The 16664-nt window shown below is 73.4% G+C and carries 15 protein-coding genes and 2 pseudogenes; 12 read left to right on the plus strand and 5 right to left on the minus strand.

Features of this window, described 5'->3' with window-relative positions:
• The first annotated feature begins 172 nt into the window (after positions 1 to 172).
• Positions 173 to 886 (plus strand): PRC and DUF2382 domain-containing protein, encoded by a 714-nt coding sequence (locus GA0070616_RS14360; protein ID WP_175440078.1) that lies wholly within the window; start codon positions 173 to 175, stop codon positions 884 to 886.
• 114 nt (positions 887 to 1000) lie between these two features.
• Here GA0070616_RS14360 and GA0070616_RS28470 read toward each other — a convergent pair whose 3' ends face one another.
• The gene (locus tag GA0070616_RS28470; RefSeq protein ID WP_245712767.1) at positions 1001 to 1606 is read right to left on the minus strand and encodes a VHL beta domain-containing protein; all 606 of its coding nucleotides are present in this window, start codon (positions 1604 to 1606) and stop codon (positions 1001 to 1003) included.
• Positions 1607 to 2122: 516 nt separating this feature from the next.
• Between GA0070616_RS28470 and ssd the strand changes: the two genes are divergently transcribed.
• The 7 genes and pseudogenes from ssd (at position 2123) to GA0070616_RS14400 (ending at position 7715) form a co-directional block, all read left to right on the plus strand.
• On the plus strand, positions 2123 to 3226 hold the full coding sequence (ssd, locus tag GA0070616_RS14370; protein ID WP_091082067.1) for a septum site-determining protein Ssd: 1104 nt from the start codon (positions 2123 to 2125) through the stop codon (positions 3224 to 3226).
• Positions 3223 to 4416 (plus strand): annotated as a pseudogene (locus GA0070616_RS14375) (TadA family conjugal transfer-associated ATPase); the annotation flags it as partial. The gene ssd and the pseudogene GA0070616_RS14375, both read left to right, overlap by 4 nt.
• Before the next feature lie 1226 nt (positions 4417 to 5642).
• Positions 5643 to 5969 (plus strand): annotated as a pseudogene (locus GA0070616_RS14380) (hypothetical protein); the annotation flags it as partial.
• Positions 5969 to 6754, plus strand: a complete 786-nt coding sequence (locus tag GA0070616_RS14385) for a type II secretion system F family protein (protein WP_425412944.1) — start codon at positions 5969 to 5971, stop codon at positions 6752 to 6754. The pseudogene GA0070616_RS14380 and the gene GA0070616_RS14385, both read left to right, overlap by 1 nt.
• A 24-nt stretch (positions 6755 to 6778) precedes the next feature.
• Complete coding sequence (locus GA0070616_RS14390; protein ID WP_091082073.1) at positions 6779 to 6946, plus strand: DUF4244 domain-containing protein; 168 nt, start codon at positions 6779 to 6781, stop codon at positions 6944 to 6946.
• Complete coding sequence (locus tag GA0070616_RS14395) at positions 6943 to 7308, plus strand: TadE family type IV pilus minor pilin (RefSeq protein ID WP_091082076.1); 366 nt, start codon at positions 6943 to 6945, stop codon at positions 7306 to 7308. The genes GA0070616_RS14390 and GA0070616_RS14395 overlap by 4 nt, the downstream gene beginning before the upstream one ends.
• Positions 7309 to 7310: 2 nt before the next feature.
• Complete coding sequence (locus tag GA0070616_RS14400; protein WP_425412998.1) at positions 7311 to 7715, plus strand: Rv3654c family TadE-like protein; 405 nt, start codon at positions 7311 to 7313, stop codon at positions 7713 to 7715.
• A 199-nt stretch (positions 7716 to 7914) separates the two neighbouring features.
• Here the strand turns inward: GA0070616_RS14400 and GA0070616_RS14405 are convergent, their stop codons facing one another.
• On the minus strand, positions 7915 to 8382 hold the full coding sequence (locus GA0070616_RS14405; protein WP_091090768.1) for a winged helix-turn-helix transcriptional regulator: 468 nt from the start codon (positions 8380 to 8382) through the stop codon (positions 7915 to 7917).
• 224 nt (positions 8383 to 8606) lie between these two features.
• On the opposite strand from GA0070616_RS14405, the gene GA0070616_RS14410 reads away from it, so the two are divergent.
• Positions 8607 to 9470, plus strand: coding sequence for an aldo/keto reductase family oxidoreductase (locus GA0070616_RS14410; RefSeq protein ID WP_281188607.1), 864 nt, complete (start codon positions 8607 to 8609; stop codon positions 9468 to 9470).
• Between the two features lie 98 nt (positions 9471 to 9568).
• Here GA0070616_RS14410 and GA0070616_RS14415 read toward each other — a convergent pair whose 3' ends face one another.
• From GA0070616_RS14415 to GA0070616_RS14430, 3 genes are all read right to left on the minus strand, one after another.
• Positions 9569 to 10147, minus strand: a complete 579-nt coding sequence (locus tag GA0070616_RS14415; RefSeq protein WP_091082079.1) for an LURP-one-related family protein — start codon at positions 10145 to 10147, stop codon at positions 9569 to 9571.
• 230 nt (positions 10148 to 10377) lie between these two features.
• Complete coding sequence (locus GA0070616_RS14425) at positions 10378 to 10584, minus strand: hypothetical protein (protein ID WP_091082085.1); 207 nt, start codon at positions 10582 to 10584, stop codon at positions 10378 to 10380.
• Between the two features lie 101 nt (positions 10585 to 10685).
• Positions 10686 to 13064: a DEAD/DEAH box helicase gene (locus tag GA0070616_RS14430; protein ID WP_091082088.1), complete on the minus strand. Its 2379-nt coding sequence runs from the start codon at positions 13062 to 13064 to the stop codon at positions 10686 to 10688.
• Positions 13065 to 13205: 141 nt separating this feature from the next.
• Between GA0070616_RS14430 and GA0070616_RS14435 the strand changes: the two genes are divergently transcribed.
• From GA0070616_RS14435 to GA0070616_RS14445, 3 genes are all read left to right on the plus strand, one after another.
• On the plus strand, positions 13206 to 13547 hold the full coding sequence (locus GA0070616_RS14435) for an STAS domain-containing protein (protein WP_091082091.1): 342 nt from the start codon (positions 13206 to 13208) through the stop codon (positions 13545 to 13547).
• A complete protein-coding gene (locus tag GA0070616_RS14440; protein WP_091082096.1) occupies positions 13547 to 13981 on the plus strand; it encodes an ATP-binding protein in 435 nt (144 codons plus the stop codon). Before GA0070616_RS14435 ends, GA0070616_RS14440 begins: the two co-directional genes overlap by 1 nt.
• A 329-nt stretch (positions 13982 to 14310) precedes the next feature.
• Entirely contained in the window at positions 14311 to 16659 is a 2349-nt protein-coding gene (locus tag GA0070616_RS14445; protein ID WP_091082101.1) for a sodium-translocating pyrophosphatase, read from the plus strand.
• Positions 16660 to 16664: the final 5 nt, after the last annotated feature.

Consider the following 16664-nt stretch of genomic DNA (forward strand, 5'->3'; position numbering starts at 1 on the left):
GTCTTCCCCTCTCCTCGCATTGGCTCGGGTCGGTCGCGAATGCCCACATCTGGCGACTTCATGCCCATCGGCCGCAGCAGCAAAAAGCCCAGGTCAGTCCGGCCGCCGGGAAGACGAATGGCCGGGACACCGTCGGGTACCCGGAGGCCGACACGCGAGAGGAGGACGACCCGTGCAATTCACTGAACAGCAGGTTCGTTCGCTGTACGGCCAGGACGTCCAGGACCAGTCGGGTGCCAAGATCGGCAGTGTCGCCCAGGTGTGGGCCGACGCTCAGGGTTACCCGACCTGGGTGAGCGTGCAGACTGGTGGTCGCCTTGAGCCGATGGCTCCCCTGGGCAACGCGCAGATGCAGCAGGGGCGGCTGATGGTTCCGTACGACAAGGCGACCGTGCAGAGCGCCCCGGGCGTGAAGCCTGGCACCGACACTCCGCTCGATGCCAAGCAGAACGAGCAGTTGTACGCGCACTACCGGATGCAGGCGCAGCCGAAGTCGCAGCCGCCGCAGGGCCGCGAGGACCTGATCCGCTCCGAGGAGCGGCTGCGGGTGGGCACCGAGAGCCAGCCCGCCGGCAGGGCGGTACTGCGCAAGAACGTGGTCACCGAGGACGTGCACACGACCGTGCCGGTCGCGCACGACGAGGTGTACGTGGAGCGTGAGCCGATCTCCGCCGCCGACGCGGCCAACGTCCGCTCCGACATGGGCGAGGCGGAGCAGGAGATGCAGCTGCGCGCCGAACGTCCCGTGGTGGCCAAGGACCGGGTGCCGGTCGAACGGGCCCACCTGGCTCGGAACGAGGTCGTCGAGGAGCAACCGATCGACGAGCGGGTTCGCCACGAGGAGATCTCGGCGAACATCCCGGAGAAGAGCCGCCGCCGGCGGTGAACCACGGGATGAGTAGTTAGGCGATAGACGCCTGCGGGCGGCCGGGTCATCAGCACCCGGTCGCCCGTTCGGCTGCCCGTCCGGACGGGACCGGTGCCGATCTGGCGAACCCCCTCACCTGATGACGGCCGTGCCGGTGCTGGCGGCGGGCAGGAAGCACACGAGGGCGCGTCCGCCCGCGGTGGTCACCACCCAGGGATGTCCCACGTAGGTGTGCTGCCGGTGCCGCTGACCCGGCTGGAGCACCGCGTACTGCCGGCGGTCGCCGCCGTAGTCGAGCCAGTACACGGTGACGCGCTCGGCACGCTCGTTGACGAAGTCGATGTGTGTCTCGGATCCGCCGCCGGTGGAGCGGAGGTGCCGCTCCCGCGACGCCGGCAGCGGGTTCAGCTCGCCGGGGCTGCTGCGGCCGGAAGGGCTCGGCGAGGCCGGCCGGGAGGGCCGGCTCGTCGGTGGCGACGGCGCGGCGTCGGACCGTCGGGTCGGTGCCACGACGCGCGTCGGCGATGCGCTGCCGGTCGGTGTCGTGGCACGGGACGACAGGGAGACCCGGGCCGGTGAGAGCGAGGTGGCCGGAGCGGGGGGCGGCTTCGCGACCTCCTCCGTGGCCACCGGAGCGGCCACCGGCACGTCCGCCGCGTCGGGCACGTCCGGCGCGGCGTCGGGCCACCATCCGACCATCAGCGCGGCCAGCACAGTGACCGCGACGAAGGTCAGCACGACGCCTCGGTGGGGCCCCCGGGGTTGGGTTCGTGGCGCCGGCGAGGCTGGCGGCCGGACGACCGGCACGAGTTCGGTCGGGCGGGCCCGCTCCCTGCGGTCTACCGGCGGGCTCGGGGGCCTGTCGACGGTACGGGGCTCGGGAAGCCAGCCCCCGATCCGCAGGCGGGGTGCGGTGCGAGGGCTGTCCTCGTGCTCCGGTGACGTGCTCATGGTCCCCGATCCGGACGCGGTGCCGCCAGGGCGGGCGGACACGGAGCGTTGATTATGCGTGGTGCCGGTCGCGGGTCGTCAATGGTGCGGATCGGTGGATAGGAAGCGCAGCCGGGCTGGCTGGCGGGCGCGGTCGCGTGCCGGCAGGGCGGCTGGCCCGGCATAGCAGATCGACAACGTCGACGAGGTCTGTCCACAGGAGGCTCCGTTGTCCACAGGCCGTTCCTCGGGGCGGCGGGCTAACCGGTTCGACGCGCAGGGTCTGGGACAGCAACCCGAGAGCCCCGACCGCTGGAGGCCGCGATGCCACCCCTCACCTCCGTCCCGCCATCACGGCCCCTACCACTGATCGTCACCTCGGACGGTGACCTCCTCGACGACCTGCTGCGACTCGCCGCCGCAGGTGGTGTCGAGGTGGAAGTCGCCGTCGACCCCGCCGCCGCCCGCACCCGGTGGCTGCCCGCCCCGCTGGTGCTGCTCGGCGGTGACCAGGCGGAACCCTGTCTGCGGGCCCGACTGCCGCAGCGGGCCCGGCTCGTCCTGGTCGGCCGGGGTCGTGGCCTCGACCCGGGATGGCAGGTCGCCGAGTTGATCGGTGCGGAGCACGTCGTGACGCTGCCCGCCGCCGAGCCGTGGTTGGTCGACCGGTTCACCGACTGCCGGGGTGACGGCACACCCACCGGCACCACCCGCGTCGTCGCCGTCCTGGGCGGGCGTGGCGGGGCGGGGGCGAGCATCCTGGCGGGCGGCCTCGCCGTCACCGCCGCCCGAGCCCGCCTTCGTACGCTGCTCGTCGACGCGGACCCGTTGGGTGGGGGCGCCGACCTGGTGCTTGGCTGGGAACAGCTGGAGGGCCTCCGGTGGCCGGCGCTGACCGACGCCAACGGCCGCGTCGACGCGCCCGCGCTGGTACGCGCCCTGCCCAGCAGGGGTGATCTGGTGGTCCTCTCCTGGGACCGGGGTGACCTGTTCGCGCTGCCCGTCGAGGCCATGGCCGCCACCCTGGACGCGGCCCGCCGAGGTCGCGACTTCGTGGTGGTCGACCTGCCCCGCCAGTTCGACGACTCGGCGGTGACGGCACTGCAGGCCGCCGACCGCACGTTCGTCGTCGTGCCCGCCGAGCTGCGGGCCACCGCCGCTGCGGCCCGGGTGGTGGCGGCGGCCGGTCCGCACTGCCGGGACCTGGCGGTGGTCGTGCGCGGGCCCTCTCCCGGCCGCCTCCGGGCCGCCGAGGTCGCCCGCGCCCTCGGCCTCCCGTTGGCCGGCACGCTACGCCCCGAGCCGGGCATCTGCCGGGGCCTGGAACGTGGTGAGGCGCCCGCCGCCGACGGCAAGGGCCCGCTCGCCGCGCTCTGCCAGCGGATCGTCGCAGAGCTGACCGGCCAGCCGTTGGCGGGTGCGGCGTGACCGGGCCGGCCCTCGGGGACGGGCTGGCCGCCCGGGTACGGCAGCGCATCGCCGCCGGCAGCGATCCGGTCACGCCGGCTGCGATCGTCTCGGCGGTTCGCGCCGAGCCTGCCGCCGCCGTCCTCGGCGACACCGCCCTGCTGCGGATGGCCGACCGGGTGCACGACGAGTTGGTGGGTGCCGGCCCCCTGGCGCCGCTGCTGGCCGACCCGGAGGTGACCGACGTGCTGGTGAACGGCACGCGGGTGTGGGTGGACCGGGGGCGAGGGCTGCACCAGGTGGCGGTTCCGGTCGGCACCGTCGACGAGGTACGCCGGCTCGCCCAGCGTCTCGCGGCGACGGCCGGCCGCCGACTCGACGACGCCTCCCCGTACGCCGACGCGCGGCTCGCCGACGGCACGCGCCTGCACGCCGTACTGCCGCCGGTCGCGACCGAGGGCCCCTACCTGTCGCTGCGAACCTTCCGGCAACGCCCCTACACCCTCGACGAACTGGTCCGGCAGAACACGGTTCCCCGCCCCGTGGCACCGCTGCTCGCGGCGGTGGTCGCGGCGCGGCTGGCGTACCTGGTCGTCGGGGGCACCGGATCGGGCAAGACGACACTGCTGAACACGCTGCTCGGGCTGGTGCCGGCGACGGAACGGATCGTGCTGGTGGAGGACGCGGCGGAGTTGCGGCCCGTGCATCCGCACGTGGTGGGGTTGCAGGCGCGTACCGCCAACGTGGAGGGTTCGGGCGCGGTCGGGCTGACCGACCTGGTCCGGCAGGCGCTGCGGATGCGGCCGGACCGGCTGGTGGTCGGGGAGGTGCGCGGCGGTGAGGTCGTCGACCTCCTGGCCGCCCTGAACACCGGTCACGACGGTGGCGCCGGCACGTTGCACGCCAACGCCCCGGCAGACGTGCCGGCCCGCCTGGAGGCCCTCGGGATGCTCGGCGGGCTGCCCCGGGCCGCCCTGCACGCGCAGGTCGCCGCCGCACTCCAGGTGGTGTTCCAGCTCCGGCGCGCTCCCGAGGGCCGGGTACTCGAATCGGTCTGTCTGCTCCTGCCCGAGGGGCCTGAACGTCTGGTGACCGTCGTGCCCGCCTGGCTGCGGGGGCGGGGGCTCGGGCTCGCGGCTCGCGCGCTCGGCGCACTCATCCACGCCCGTGGTGTCCCGGTGCCGCCGATCCTGCGCACTCCCTGGCCCGGTGCGACCAACCCGCCCTCCCTGGACGACCCCGCATCCGCGTCTGCGCCCGCGCCCGAGGCAGCGACAGGCGGCACCGAGCCGCAGGTGATCACAGGCCCCGTCGACCCCGCCGGCAAACCTCGAACGGCGGGCCGGGGATGAGCGGCCACCTCTGGCTGTCGGCGTCCCTGCTCGCCGTGGTCGCGCTGACGTCCCTGCTGGTCCGCACGTTGCGGAAACGACGTCCCTCCGAGGAGGACCGCCACGACGGACGGGGAGGTTGGCGGCTCGGTGCCCCTCGCCGTGGACGCGAGGCCCGGGATCCACTCGTCGAGTGGGTGACCGAGCTGCGGGAGACCGGCACGGAACGGTTCACCGACCCGTTCGGGTCGTGCGCCTCACCCGGCCCGAGTCGGCCCGCTGCTCGTCGGGACAGCCGCCGGCCTGCCGGTGCGGACCGGCCCCTCTTCGTGCCGTCCGCGTCGCTGCGGACCGCCCCCCGTGCAGCATTCCCGGAGGGCGTGACGGCCTGGCCGGTCGTGAACGTCGCACCGGCGACGGCCTTCCCGGCGGTGGCGCGGCCGGTCAGCAATCGGATCGACGCGGCGGGAGTACTCTCCGCGCCCGAGCCCGTTCCGGGTGCGGTCGTGCCCTCCGGCCCGGCTGCCGGTTCCGCACCGGACGCGTCCGGACCAGAGGCGTCGGCGTCGGACGAGCCGCCCACCCGGTGGCGGTTGTCGACGCGGCAGGTTCTGGTCCTGACCGGTCTCGCCGGCGCGGGAGGCGGCGTGCTGCTCGGCGGGCCTGTGGCCGCTGTTGCCCTCGGCGCGTACGGCACGCTGACCGTGCGGGCCGTGCTCCGGCACCGGCGGACGCGGCGGAACGGCCAGGCTCGGCGGCGACGCCTCGACCAGCTCGGCGGCCTCGCCGCCGACCTGCGGGCCGGTCTGCCTGTCGCCGTCGCCACGCTCGGCTTCGCCGAACCGGCATCCGCCACCTGGTCGAGCGGCGCCCACCCGGACGCCGGGCGCTCGGGTACGGGCGGATCCCGGATCTCCGGTGCCGACCCGCGACCGTCCGGGCCGGTGCCGGCCACTCCGGTCAACGATTCGGTCCCGCCGGCTCCGGGCCGGTCCGTCACGACGTCGAGGGCCCGGCTCGGCACAGCCGGGCACGCGCCGGCCCGCCACGGGACGGCGGCGCACCGGCTCGACGCGGCGGTGCGGTCCCCGGACCGGCTCGGCCGTTTGACCAGGGCCGCGGTTCGCCTGGCCGACCGTACGGGTGCGCCGTTGGCGGACCTGGTGGAGCGCATCGAGGCTGACGCTCGGGCAACCGACCGGGGACTGGCTGCGGCAGCGGCCCAGGCAGCCGGTGCCCGAGCCACCGCCCTGCTGCTCGCGGCGCTCCCGTTGGGCGGCATCGGCCTCGGCTACGGCATCGGCGTGGATCCGGTGCAGGTGTTGCTGCACACCCCTGTTGGAGGCGGATGCGCCGTGGCCGCCGTCGCGCTCCAGGCGATCGGGCTGCTCTGGGCGGAGCGGCTCGGTGCCCCACCGAGCGTGGTGACCTGATGGCACCCTCGTCTCCTCTCGGCCGCAGGCGCGTGGCCTTCCCGGCGGTCCGTCTCCGAGCCGGGTCCCGTGCCCGACTGCGCCGCCTGGGCACCCGCCCCGGCACGGGTGTGTCGGCCCCGTCCCACACCAGGCTCCCGTGGATGCGCCTCGACGACCGCCGGGCGACCCCACCGGGCCGGTCCGGTCGCCGGGTGGACGCGGTACGCGTCGCCGCGGTCCTCACCGGCGTCGCCGTGGCGGTGGTCGGCGGGTGGTGGCTCGGCTGGCTGCTGGCCCTGCCGGCTGTCGTGGCGTCCGACCGGCTGCTGCGGCGGATCGAACCTCCCGCCACCCGCAGGGACCGGCTCAGGTCGGAGGCCGATCTCCCGCTCGCCGTGGATCTGCTGGCCGCGGCGATGCGGGCCGGCGCACCGCTCGACCGTTCGGTGCTCGCGGTGGCGGAGGCGATCGACGGGCCGCTCGCCGAGCGGCTCGGGCGGGCCGGTCGGACGCTGCGCCTCGGGGGCGGTCACGAGGAGGCGTGGGCGCACCTCGGGCGGGTGCCGGGCGCGGACCGGCTCGCCGCCGCCGCTGCCCGCTCGGCCAGCAGCGGCGCGACCCTGGCCGGTGCCCTGGCCAGGCTCGCCGACGACCTGCGGGCCGACCGCGGCGTCGCGGCGGAGGCCGCCGCCCGTCGCTCGGGCGTGTTGATCGTGCTGCCGCTGGGACTGTGTTTCCTGCCGGCCTTCCTGCTCGCCGGCCTGGTGCCGGTGGTCGTCGCCGTTCTCGGTGACGTGCTGTAACCAACCACACCGAAAGGATCAAGAATGTACCGAATCCTCCTCCGGCTCCGCGGGGACGCCGGGATGAACACGGCCGAGTACGCCGTCGGCACCCTCGCGGCGGTCGCCTTCGCGGGAATCCTGCTGAAGGTGCTGACCTCCGGCGACGTGCAGGCCGCTCTGGGAGCCGTCGTCGAGCGGGCGTTGAAGTGACCGCGCGCCGGCGGGTCGGCCGCGACCGGGGTTCGTTCACCGCCGAGATGGCGGCCGGCCTGCCGGCGCTGCTGCTGCTTCTGCTCGCCGGCCTGGCTGCGGTCGACGCCGTCAGCACCCGGGCGAGTTGTCGTGACGCGGCCCGGGAGGCGGCACTGGCCGCCGCCCGGGGCGGGGACGCTACCGTCGCCGGCCGATCCGCGCCGCCCGACGCGGCCATCACGGTCGTCGTCGAGGGCGACCTGGTACGGGCTACGGTGCAGGCCCCCGTGCGGGCGTTCGGCGCGCGTCTGCCGCAGGTCACCGTGGTCGCCAGTGCCGTCGCCGCGATCGAACCCGGGGTCGGGGAGGCTCCGTCGTGACGCTGCCCGTGGAAGAGAGCTGTCGTCCGCACCTCGCCAGCGGGGGTGCTCCGGTGTCGGCGCAGCGGGAGCGCGGTGGAGCCAGCGTCTGCCTGGTCGCGGCAGGCCTGGTGTTCGTCCTGGCGGGGCTCCTTGCGGCAACCGTCGCGGCTGCGCGGGCCGCCCGCCAACAGGCCCAGGTCGCGGCAGACCTTGGTGCGCTCGCCGGGGCGGCCCAAACGCTCGACGGGGAGCCGACCGCCTGCGCTCGGGCCGTGGAGATCGTCCTCGCCAACGGCGCGACGCCGGCCGCGTGCCGCCTCGACGGTCTCGATCTCCTGGTCACGGTCCAGGTGGCGGTGGAACTGCCGCTCGGGCCGGCGCGGGTAGCCACGGCCACCGCCCGGGCCGGCCCGGTCCGTGCCTGACGCGGCCTGCTCATCGTCGGCTCGTTCGCCCTCGGCGTGTGCACCGCCCACCGTCGCGGACAAGGTGTCGACGGAGCGTACGAGGCGACAGTCCTTGAATTCCAGGCAATGGGCTCTTGGGATCTCCGGGTGGTGAGGACGCCCGAGGACTGCCGGGTCAGCCGACGCGCTCCGGGAACGGCGTCGCCTGGTCGCGTCTTCAGGTGCCCTGACCGTGGCTGGCGCGGTGGGCGGTGACGGCGTCCATGTTGTCCTGAGCCCACGCGCGGAGATGGCCCACCACCCGGTGCAAGGACGCACCGAGGTCGGTGAGCTCGTAGGTGACCGTTACCGGCACCGTCGGGGTGACGCTGCGCGTCACCAGGCCATCGGTCTCCAGGGACCGCAGCGTCTGGGTCAGCATCTTCTGGCTGACGCCCACCAGCAGCCGGGACAGCTGGGAGTAGCGCAGCACCCGAGGCCCCGCGGGCTCGTCGTCGTCGCGCTGCTCTGCAGCTTCCCCGGCCAGGGCGCACAGGACCAGGGTGACCCACTTGTCCGAGATCCGGTCTAGCAGTTGCCGGCTCGGGCAGACCGCCAGGAAGGCGTTGTACTGCTGCGCAGCGGTGCGCTTCGCCTCCTCCGTCGCCAGCTCCGCGGTCCGGGCGGTCGGGCGAGACGGTGTCATCGCGGTCATGCTGCCCCCAGGCGTAAGGGGTGCGTAACGCACCTGAAAGTGCCTACTTCCCGATGGAGAGCAGGGGTGTCAGTCTCTTCCATGCCGCCTCGCGGCGCTAGTACCGCGACCGCGGTCATTGAGACGAACACCCAGACCAACACCGGGAAAGGCCTACCGTGAGAACCACCTCCACCAGCGACGCCAGCGGCTCTACCAGCGACAGCATCGGCTCCATCCCCACTGCTCTGCCTGGCGGCACCTGGACTCTGGGTGATCGCGAGGTCACCCGCTTCGGCTACGGCGCGATGCAGCTGGCCGGGCCCTGGGTCATGGGCCCCCCGGCCGACCACGACGGCGCCCTGGCCGTCCTGCGCGCCGTCGTACGGGCCGGCATCACCCACATCGACACCTCCGACGCCTACGGCCCCCGGGTCACCAACGACCTCATCCGTGAGGCCCTGCACCCCTACCCGCGGTCGCTGTTCATCGCCACCAAGGTCGGTGCGAACCGCGACGCGCGGGGCGGCTGGCCCACCGCCCGCCGACCCGAAGACCTGCGCCGCCAGGTCCAGGACAACCTGCAGGCCCTGGGAGTGGACGTGCTGGACCTGGTGAACATGCGCATGGGCGACGCCAACGGCCCCCAGGACGGCTCGATCGCCGAATCCTTCGAGACCCTCGCCCAGCTGCAGCAGGACGGCCTGATCCGTCACCTGGGGGTCAGCAACGTCACCGCCGAGCAGGTCGCCGAGGCCCGGGGCATCGCGCCGATCGTGTGCGTGCAGAACATGTACAACCTCGCCGTCCGTCACGACGACGACCTGATCGACGACCTGGCTCGCGACGGCATCGCCTACGTTCCCTTCTTCCCCCTGGGCGGGTTCACCCCCCTGCAGTCCGAGGCGCTGTCGGCGGTGGCGCAGCGGCTGTCGGCCACGCCGATGGCGGTGGCGTTGAGCTGGCTGCTGCAGCGTTCGGCGAACGTGCTGCTGATTCCGGGGACGAAGTCGGTGACGCACCTGCGCGAGAACATCTCCGGCGCAGCCACCGTCTTGTCCGCACAGGACGTGGCCGAGCTGGACACCATCGGACGCTGAACCGTCCCGGCGAACGGTGCCAGCCCTCGCTGGGCCGTTGCTGAGCGTCGTCCCGGTCGAGGCGGGAGGTGGAGGAGTGCCTTCAGCTCTCGCCTCGGTCAGCGGCCCTGAAGGGCGTCCAGGGCGATCGCCATGGCGATGACCACCCGGCGGTCGATCTGCGGGTTGTGGATCTCGACGACGTAGCGGTCGCGCAGGCCCCACTGCTTGATGACGGAGAAGACCGGCTGGCCGCCGGCGACGAAGTCGAAGTGGTACGGCAGCCAGGACAACGAATCCACGAACCGGCGCAGGATCGCCACCGGCATGCTGCGCTCCTGGCCGGTGGCCTGGGGCAGGCCGGGCTGCTCCACGTACCAGGTGGAGCGCAGCAGGGACTGCGCGAAGTCCTTACGGAACAGGCCGATGGGGTTGCCGGCGTGGTCGGTGACGTCGTACGTGGCGCCGAGGTCGAGCCGCTGGCGGGCCTTGAACCCGAGCAGCGGCTGCTGCTTCGAGTCGTCGGCGTAGATGGTCACCTGCTCCTTGAACGCGAGCCGCTTCTGCTGCGCGAACGCCAACAGTCCCGCCTCGGAGCCGTCGGGGCCGACAGCGTGGACCTCGTACTGGTTGACCATGAGCCGCAGCCGCTGCCGGATGTGGAAGCGTTGCTGGGCCTGCAAGGCGTCGAGCTGCATGCAATCTCCTCAGATGTGGTGGGCCGGAGTCTCGCACAGCCGTACCCGTCCCTGCCCGGCCACCACGACCGGCCACCCGATCGGCCACGGCGGTCCGGCCACCACCGCCGCTGCCGGCGGGAGCGGCCCGGCCGCGCCGGCCGGGGTCGAGCCGACCGGGTCGAGCCGACCGGGTCGAGCCGACCGGGTCGAGTCGACCACGTCTGCCCCGCCGGCTCGGCCCCGACGGGTCAGCGGACGCCGTCGACGGCGGCGCGGTGCGCCCAGCCACTGATGAGATGCTGGATGCCGAGGAGCCGTTCGTTGATCTGGTCCAGCCGTTCCGCCTGGGCCAGCGTGGCGAGCGCCGTGCCGAGCGCGATCTGCTGGTCGGGGGTGAGGTTCTCCTGGTCGATCATGTAGAGCAGGTCGACGGCCTCGGCGATGGTGTCGGCCACAACTCCTCCTCCGGCGGGCGCGGGTCACACGGCTACAGCGGTCAGCAACACGGGACGCTTCGATGGAAGCGCTCCCATACTGTGCCCCGCCGGAGCGGGTTTCATGCAGGGGATCCCTGGGCCGCACCGTCGGTCGGCAGGTGCGCCAACACCACGTCGAGCACCCGGACGGCGTCCGCCTTGGAAAGCGGGTTGTTGCCGTTGCCGCACTTCGGTGACTGCACGCACGACGGGCAGCCCGTCTCACAGCCGCACTCGGCGATCGCGTCCCGGGTGGCCCGCAGCCAGGTCGACGCCGTGCCGTACGCCCGCTCGGCGAAGCCCGCCCCACCGGGATGCCCGTCGTACACGAAGACCGTCGGGGCCTCGGTGTCCGGGTGGGCGGCCGTGGACAGTCCGCCGATGTCCCACCGGTCGCAGGTGGCCGTGAGCGGCAGCAGCCCGATCGCGGCGTGCTCGGCGGCGTGCAGGGCCCCCGGCACGTCGGCCGGGTCGACCCCGGCGGCGGTGAGCGACTCCGGCGACAGGGTGAACCAGACCGCCACCGTGCGCAGCTCCCGCGCCGGCAGCTCCAGCGGTCGGGTGTCGATGACCTCGCCCGTGGCGATCCGCCGCCGCTGGTACGACACGACCTGACTGGTCACGTCGACCTCGCCGAGGAACAACCCGACCGGCCCGGCGTCGACGTACGAGCGCACCGACACCACCGACAGCGAGGTCACGTCGCGGGCGTGGGTGGACCAGTCCGGCTCCTCCGGATGCACCAGCGCGCACCCGTCGTCGAGGTCGAGCGAGTCGACGACGTACGACACGCCCTGATGCAGGTAGACCGCGCCGGTGTGCAGCAGGAAGTGCGACGAGCCGCCGTCGACGGTGCCGAGCAGCCGGCCGGTTGCCGACTCGACCACACAGACCGGGGCGCCGCCCTCGCCGCGCAGGTCGACCTCGGGCCGCTCCCGGTGCCGCCAGTACCAGCCGGTGGGCCGCTGCCGCAGCGCCCCCGCCTCGACCAGCGCGTCGACCGCCTCCTTCGCCCCGTCCCCGAACAGGGTCAGGTCGGCAGGGGTCAGCGGTGCCTCGGCCGCCGCGCAGGCCAGTTGAGGGCCCAGCACGTACGGGTTGGCCGGGTCGAGCACGGTGGCCTCCACCGGCGCCCCGAACACCGCCTCCGGATGGTGCACCAGATAGGTGTCGAGGGGATCGTCCCGGGCCACCAGCACGGCGAGTGCCTCCTGCCCGGAGCGGCCGGCCCGGCCGGCCTGCTGCCACAGCGACGCCCGGGTGCCCGGGTATCCGCAGACCAGCACCGCGTCGAGGCCCACCAGGTCGACACCCAACTCCAGGGCGTTGGTCGAGGCCAGCCCGAGCAGGTCGCCGTGCAGCAACGCCCGTTCCAACCCGCGCCGCTCCTCGCGCAGGTAGCCGGCCCGGTAGGCGGCCACCCGGTCGCCGAGCCCCGGCACGGCCTCGTCCAGCGCCCGGCGGGCGGTCGACGCCACCACCTCGGCGCCGCGCCGGGACCGGACGAAGGCCAGGGTGCGCACCCCCGCGGCGACGGTGTCGGCCAGCAGGTCGGCGGTCTCCCGCAGGGCCGACCGCCGGACCTGGGCGAGGTCCGGCTCCGGGTGCGCGTCCGAGGTGGCGGGCAGCAGCGGCGGTTCCCACAGCGCGAAGGTCACCCCGCCGCGCGGCGAGGCGTCCTCGGTGACGGCGACCACGGGCAGGCCGGTGAGCCGCCCCGCCGCCGCGGCCGGGTCCCCCGACGTGGCCGAGGCCAGCACGAACGTCGGCGTACGCCCGTAGCGGGCGCACTGTCGACGCAGCCGGCGCAGCACGTGTGCCACGTGGGAGCCGAACACGCCCCGGTAGACGTGGCACTCGTCGACGATCACGTACGCCAGCCGGCGCAGGAAGCCGGACCACTGGGCGTGTCCGGGCAGGACGCCGTGGTGCAGCATGTCCGGGTTGGTCAGCACGAAGCGGGAGTGTCGCCGGATCCACTCCCGCTCGGCGCGCGGAGTGTCCCCGTCGTAGCAGGCGGGGCGTACCCCGTCGAGGTCGAGGTCGGCGACGGCGCGTAGCTGGTCGGCGGCGAGCGCCTTCGTCGGCGCCAGGTAGAGCACGGTGGCGCGGGGATCGGCGAGGACGGTGGCCAGCGCGGGTAGCTGGTAGGCCAGGGACTTGCCGGACGCGGTGCCGGTGGCGACGACGATGTGCCGCCCGTCGTACGCCAGGCCGGCGGCCTCGGCCTGGTGCCGCCACGGGGCGACGACACCGCGTCGCGCGAAGGCCCCGCGCAGCTCGTCGGGTGCCCAGTCGGGCCACGGGGCCGGTACGCCCGGGCGGGCGGGGACCCGCTCGACGTGGGTGACCGGGTCGACGGGGTGGCGTTGGCGCAGCCGGCGCAGCAGTTCCCCCGGCGTGGCGACCTGCTGTCGCTCGGGGCCGGGGCCTGCGGATACGGTGGCTGCCGAGGTCACGTCCTGCACTCTCGCACTGGTGTTCGGACTTGAACAAGCCGGGTGCTGGGTAAGGGGAGGCCTTCGCCGGTGACCGTCGGGCCGGTCGGCGGGTGATGGTTAGATGCCCAGGAGAGTTTACGGCTCTGAGGAGGAGGACCGATGGAGCTGTCGCTGGCGACGCGCACAGTGGGCGAGCACACGGTGCTCGAGGTCGGCGGTGAGGTCGACGTGTACACCGCCCCCCGCCTGCGGGAACGGCTCCTCGAACTGATCGACGGTGGTGCCCGGCACGTCGTGGTGGACCTGGGCCGCGTCGACTTCCTCGACTCCACGGGCCTGGGCGTGCTGGTCGGCGGCCTCAAGCGGCTGCGCACCATCGACGGCAGCTTCTCCCTGGTCTGCGACAAGGAGCCGCTGCTCAAGATCTTCCGGATCACCGCCCTCGACCAGGTCTTCCCGCTGCATCCGACGGTCGAAGCGGCGACCGGCGCCGGCGCGTGATGGCCACGGTCCGGCTCTCGTTCTCGCCCGCCCCGGTGCACGTGCGCACCGCGCGCCTGGTCGGTGTCGCGGTGGCCCGCCGGGCGGGGGTCCGGGAGGACCTGCTCGACGAGGTGCGGCTGGCCATCGGCGAGGCGTGCACCCGCGCGGTCGCCCTGCACCGGCAGTACGGCCTTACCGAACCGGTGTTGGTGGAGATGTCCGACTCCGGCACGTACGCGGTGCGGGTGGTCGACCGCGCGCCGATCGAGGCGGGTATCGGTCTCGCCGCGCTCGACGCGGACCAGCTCGCCAACGAGTCGCTGAACGAGGACGACCTGACCACCGGAGTGGGCTTCGCCCTGCTCGCCGGCTTCGTCGAGGACCTCCAGGTCCGTCCCGTCGACGAGGGTGTGGGCACCGAGGTGCGGATGGTCTGGCCGCTGGGCCGCTGAGCCGCCCGGCGCGGTCGACGACGAACGAGAGGCCGCATCCCGTACGACGGGGTGCGGCCTCGTCGTCATGGATGACGCCCTATATCAGATTTCGTCTCATAACACAGCGACGAAGATCATCGGGGCACGGTCGGCCCTGGGTGTGACCTCTAACACTGCGTGGGGCTACAGTACGCGGGTTGTCAGCAAGTGACCCGCCCCGCGGCCAGCGAGGACGGGTGTTCATCGCTGGTCCGCCGGGGTGGGTTGGCGCGCTTGCGGGTTCGCATCCAGGCGCCGGGCGGTGCGTCTCCACCGCCCGGCGCGTTGTTCGGCACAGGAGGACACAGATGTCCGACACCTTGGCCGCCGAGGGCGGCGGGATCTCCCTCACCGGAGCCAATGTCACGTATGTCGTCATGGCCGCGGTCATCGCGGCGGTCGCGCTCGTCTTCGCCGCGGCGTTGACGAAGACCGTGCTGGCCGCCGGCCGGGGCACCCCCAAAATGCAGGAGATCTCAGGGGCCGTCCAGGAGGGCGCCTCGGCCTACCTGATCCGGCAGTTCCGGACGCTGGCGATCTTCGTGGTCGTCGCGGTGGTGCTGCTGTTCCTGCTGCCGGTGCACGACACCGACGGCAGCGAACTGGCGGTGAAGCTCGGCAGGTCGCTCTTCTTCGTCGTGGGCGCGCTGTTCAGCGCCTTCATCGGCGGTGCGGGCATGTGGCTGGCCACCCGGGCCAACCTGCGGGTCGCCGCCGCCGCACGGGAACGCGAGGGTGGCCGCGAGGTGGCCATGAAGATCGCCTTCCGCACCGGTGGTGTGGTCGGCTTCCTCACCGTCGGCCTGGGCCTCCTCGGCGCGGCGACGGTCGTCCTGGTCTACCGGGGCGACGCACCCACCGTGCTGGAGGGCTTCGGTTTCGGTGCCGCGCTGCTGGCCATGTTCATGCGGGTCGGTGGCGGCATCTTCACCAAGGCCGCCGACGTCGGCGCCGACCTGGTCGGCAAGGTCGAGCAGGGCATCCCCGAGGACGACCCGCGCAACGCCGCCACCATCGCCGACAACGTGGGCGACAACGTCGGTGACTGCGCCGGCATGGCCGCCGACCTGTTCGAGTCGTACGCGGTCACCCTGGTCGCCGCGCTGATCCTGGGCCGTGCCGCGTTCGGCGAGGACGGCCTGGTCTTCCCGCTGATCATCTCGACCATCGGGGTGCTGGTCGCCATCATCGGCGTCTTCATCACCCGGCTGCGTGCCTCGGACCGCTCCGGCCTGACCGCGATCAACCGGGCCTTCTACCTGTCCGCCGGCATCTCCGCGGTGCTGGTGGCGGTCGCCGCGTACGCCTACCTGCCGGCCACCTTCGACCAGCTCGAGGGCGGGCTCACCGACGTCGACCGCAACCCGCGCCTGGTCGCCATCGGCGCCGTCGTGATCGGCATCGTGCTGGCCGCCGCCATCCAGGCCCTGACCGGCTACTTCACGGAGACCACCCGTCGGCCGGTCCAGGACATCGGCAAGAGCTCCCAGACCGGGCCCGCCACCGTCATCCTCGCCGGCATCAGCGTCGGCCTGGAGTCGGCGGTCTACTCGGCGCTGCTCATCGGCGCGGGCGTGTTCGGCGCCTTCCTGCTCGGTGGCAGCTCCATCACGCTGTCGCTGTTCGCCGTGGCGCTCGCCGGCACCGGCCTGCTCACCACGGTCGGCGTGATCGTCGCGATGGACACCTTCGGCCCGATCTCCGACAACGCCCAGGGCGTGGCCGAGATGTCCGGCGACATCGACGAGCACGGCGCACGCACCCTGACCGAGCTGGACGCGGTCGGCAACACCACCAAGGCCATCACGAAGGGCATCGCGATCGCCACGGCGGTGCTGGCCGCGACCGCGCTGTTCGGCTCGTACACCGACACGCTGCGCACCGCGTACGGGGACGCGGGCGTGGCCGACGTCGGCAACGAGATCCTCAACGCGCTGAACGTGGCCAACCCGCAGAACCTGGTCGGCCTGATCATCGGCGCGGCGGTCGTGTTCCTCTTCTCCGGGCTGGCCATCAACGCGGTGTCCCGCTCGGCGGGCGCCGTGGTGATGGAGGTGCGCCGGCAGTTCCGCGAACTGCCCGGCATCATGGACGGCAGCCAGCGCCCGGAGTACGGCAAGGTCGTCGACATCTGCACCCGGGACGCGCAGCGCGAGCTGATGACCCCCGGCCTGCTGGCCATCCTCGCGCCGATCGCGGTCGGCTTCGGCCTCGGGCCCGGCGCGCTGGCGTCGTACCTGGCCGGTGCGATCGGGGCCGGCACGCTGATGGCGGTGTTCCTGAGCAACTCCGGTGGCGCCTGGGACAACGCGAAGAAGATGGTCGAGGACGGCGCGTACGGCGGCAAGGGCTCCGAGGCGCACGCCGCGACCGTCATCGGCGACACGGTCGGCGACCCGTTCAAGGACACCGCCGGCCCGGCGATCAACCCGCTGATCAAGGTGATGAACCTGGTCTCGCTGCTGATCGCGCCCGCCGTGGTCGCGTGGAGCGTGGGCGACGAGCGCAACGTCGGGCTGCGCGTCACCATCGCCGTGGTGGCGACGCTGATCATCGTCGCGGCGGTGGTGTTCAGCAAGCGCAAGGGCGTGGTGATGGACGACTCGACCGGCAGCGGTTCCGGCGCGGACCAGCGGCCGGAGTCGGTCAACGCCTGACCCGT

The sequence above is a fragment of the Micromonospora nigra genome (assembly GCF_900091585.1).
GTDB classification, from domain to species: domain Bacteria; phylum Actinomycetota; class Actinomycetes; order Mycobacteriales; family Micromonosporaceae; genus Micromonospora; species Micromonospora nigra.

Bases quoted from the DNA above. Each gene is read 5' to 3' on its own strand.
- GA0070616_RS14390 (WP_091082073.1), top strand. From the start codon at position 6,779: ATGTACCGAATCCTCCTCCGGCTCCGCGGGGACGCCGGGATGAACACG.
- GA0070616_RS14415 (WP_091082079.1), bottom strand. From the start codon at position 10,147: ATGCAGCTCGACGCCTTGCAGGCCCAGCAACGCTTCCACATCCGGCAG.
- GA0070616_RS14385 (WP_425412944.1), top strand. From the start codon at position 5,969: ATGGCACCCTCGTCTCCTCTCGGCCGCAGGCGCGTGGCCTTCCCGGCG.
- GA0070616_RS14405 (WP_091090768.1), bottom strand. From the start codon at position 8,382: ATGACACCGTCTCGCCCGACCGCCCGGACCGCGGAGCTGGCGACGGAG.
- GA0070616_RS14445 (WP_091082101.1), top strand. From the start codon at position 14,311: ATGTCCGACACCTTGGCCGCCGAGGGCGGCGGGATCTCCCTCACCGGA.
- GA0070616_RS14435 (WP_091082091.1), top strand. From the start codon at position 13,206: ATGGAGCTGTCGCTGGCGACGCGCACAGTGGGCGAGCACACGGTGCTC.
- ssd (WP_091082067.1), top strand. From the start codon at position 2,123: ATGCCACCCCTCACCTCCGTCCCGCCATCACGGCCCCTACCACTGATC.
- GA0070616_RS14440 (WP_091082096.1), top strand. From the start codon at position 13,547: ATGGCCACGGTCCGGCTCTCGTTCTCGCCCGCCCCGGTGCACGTGCGC.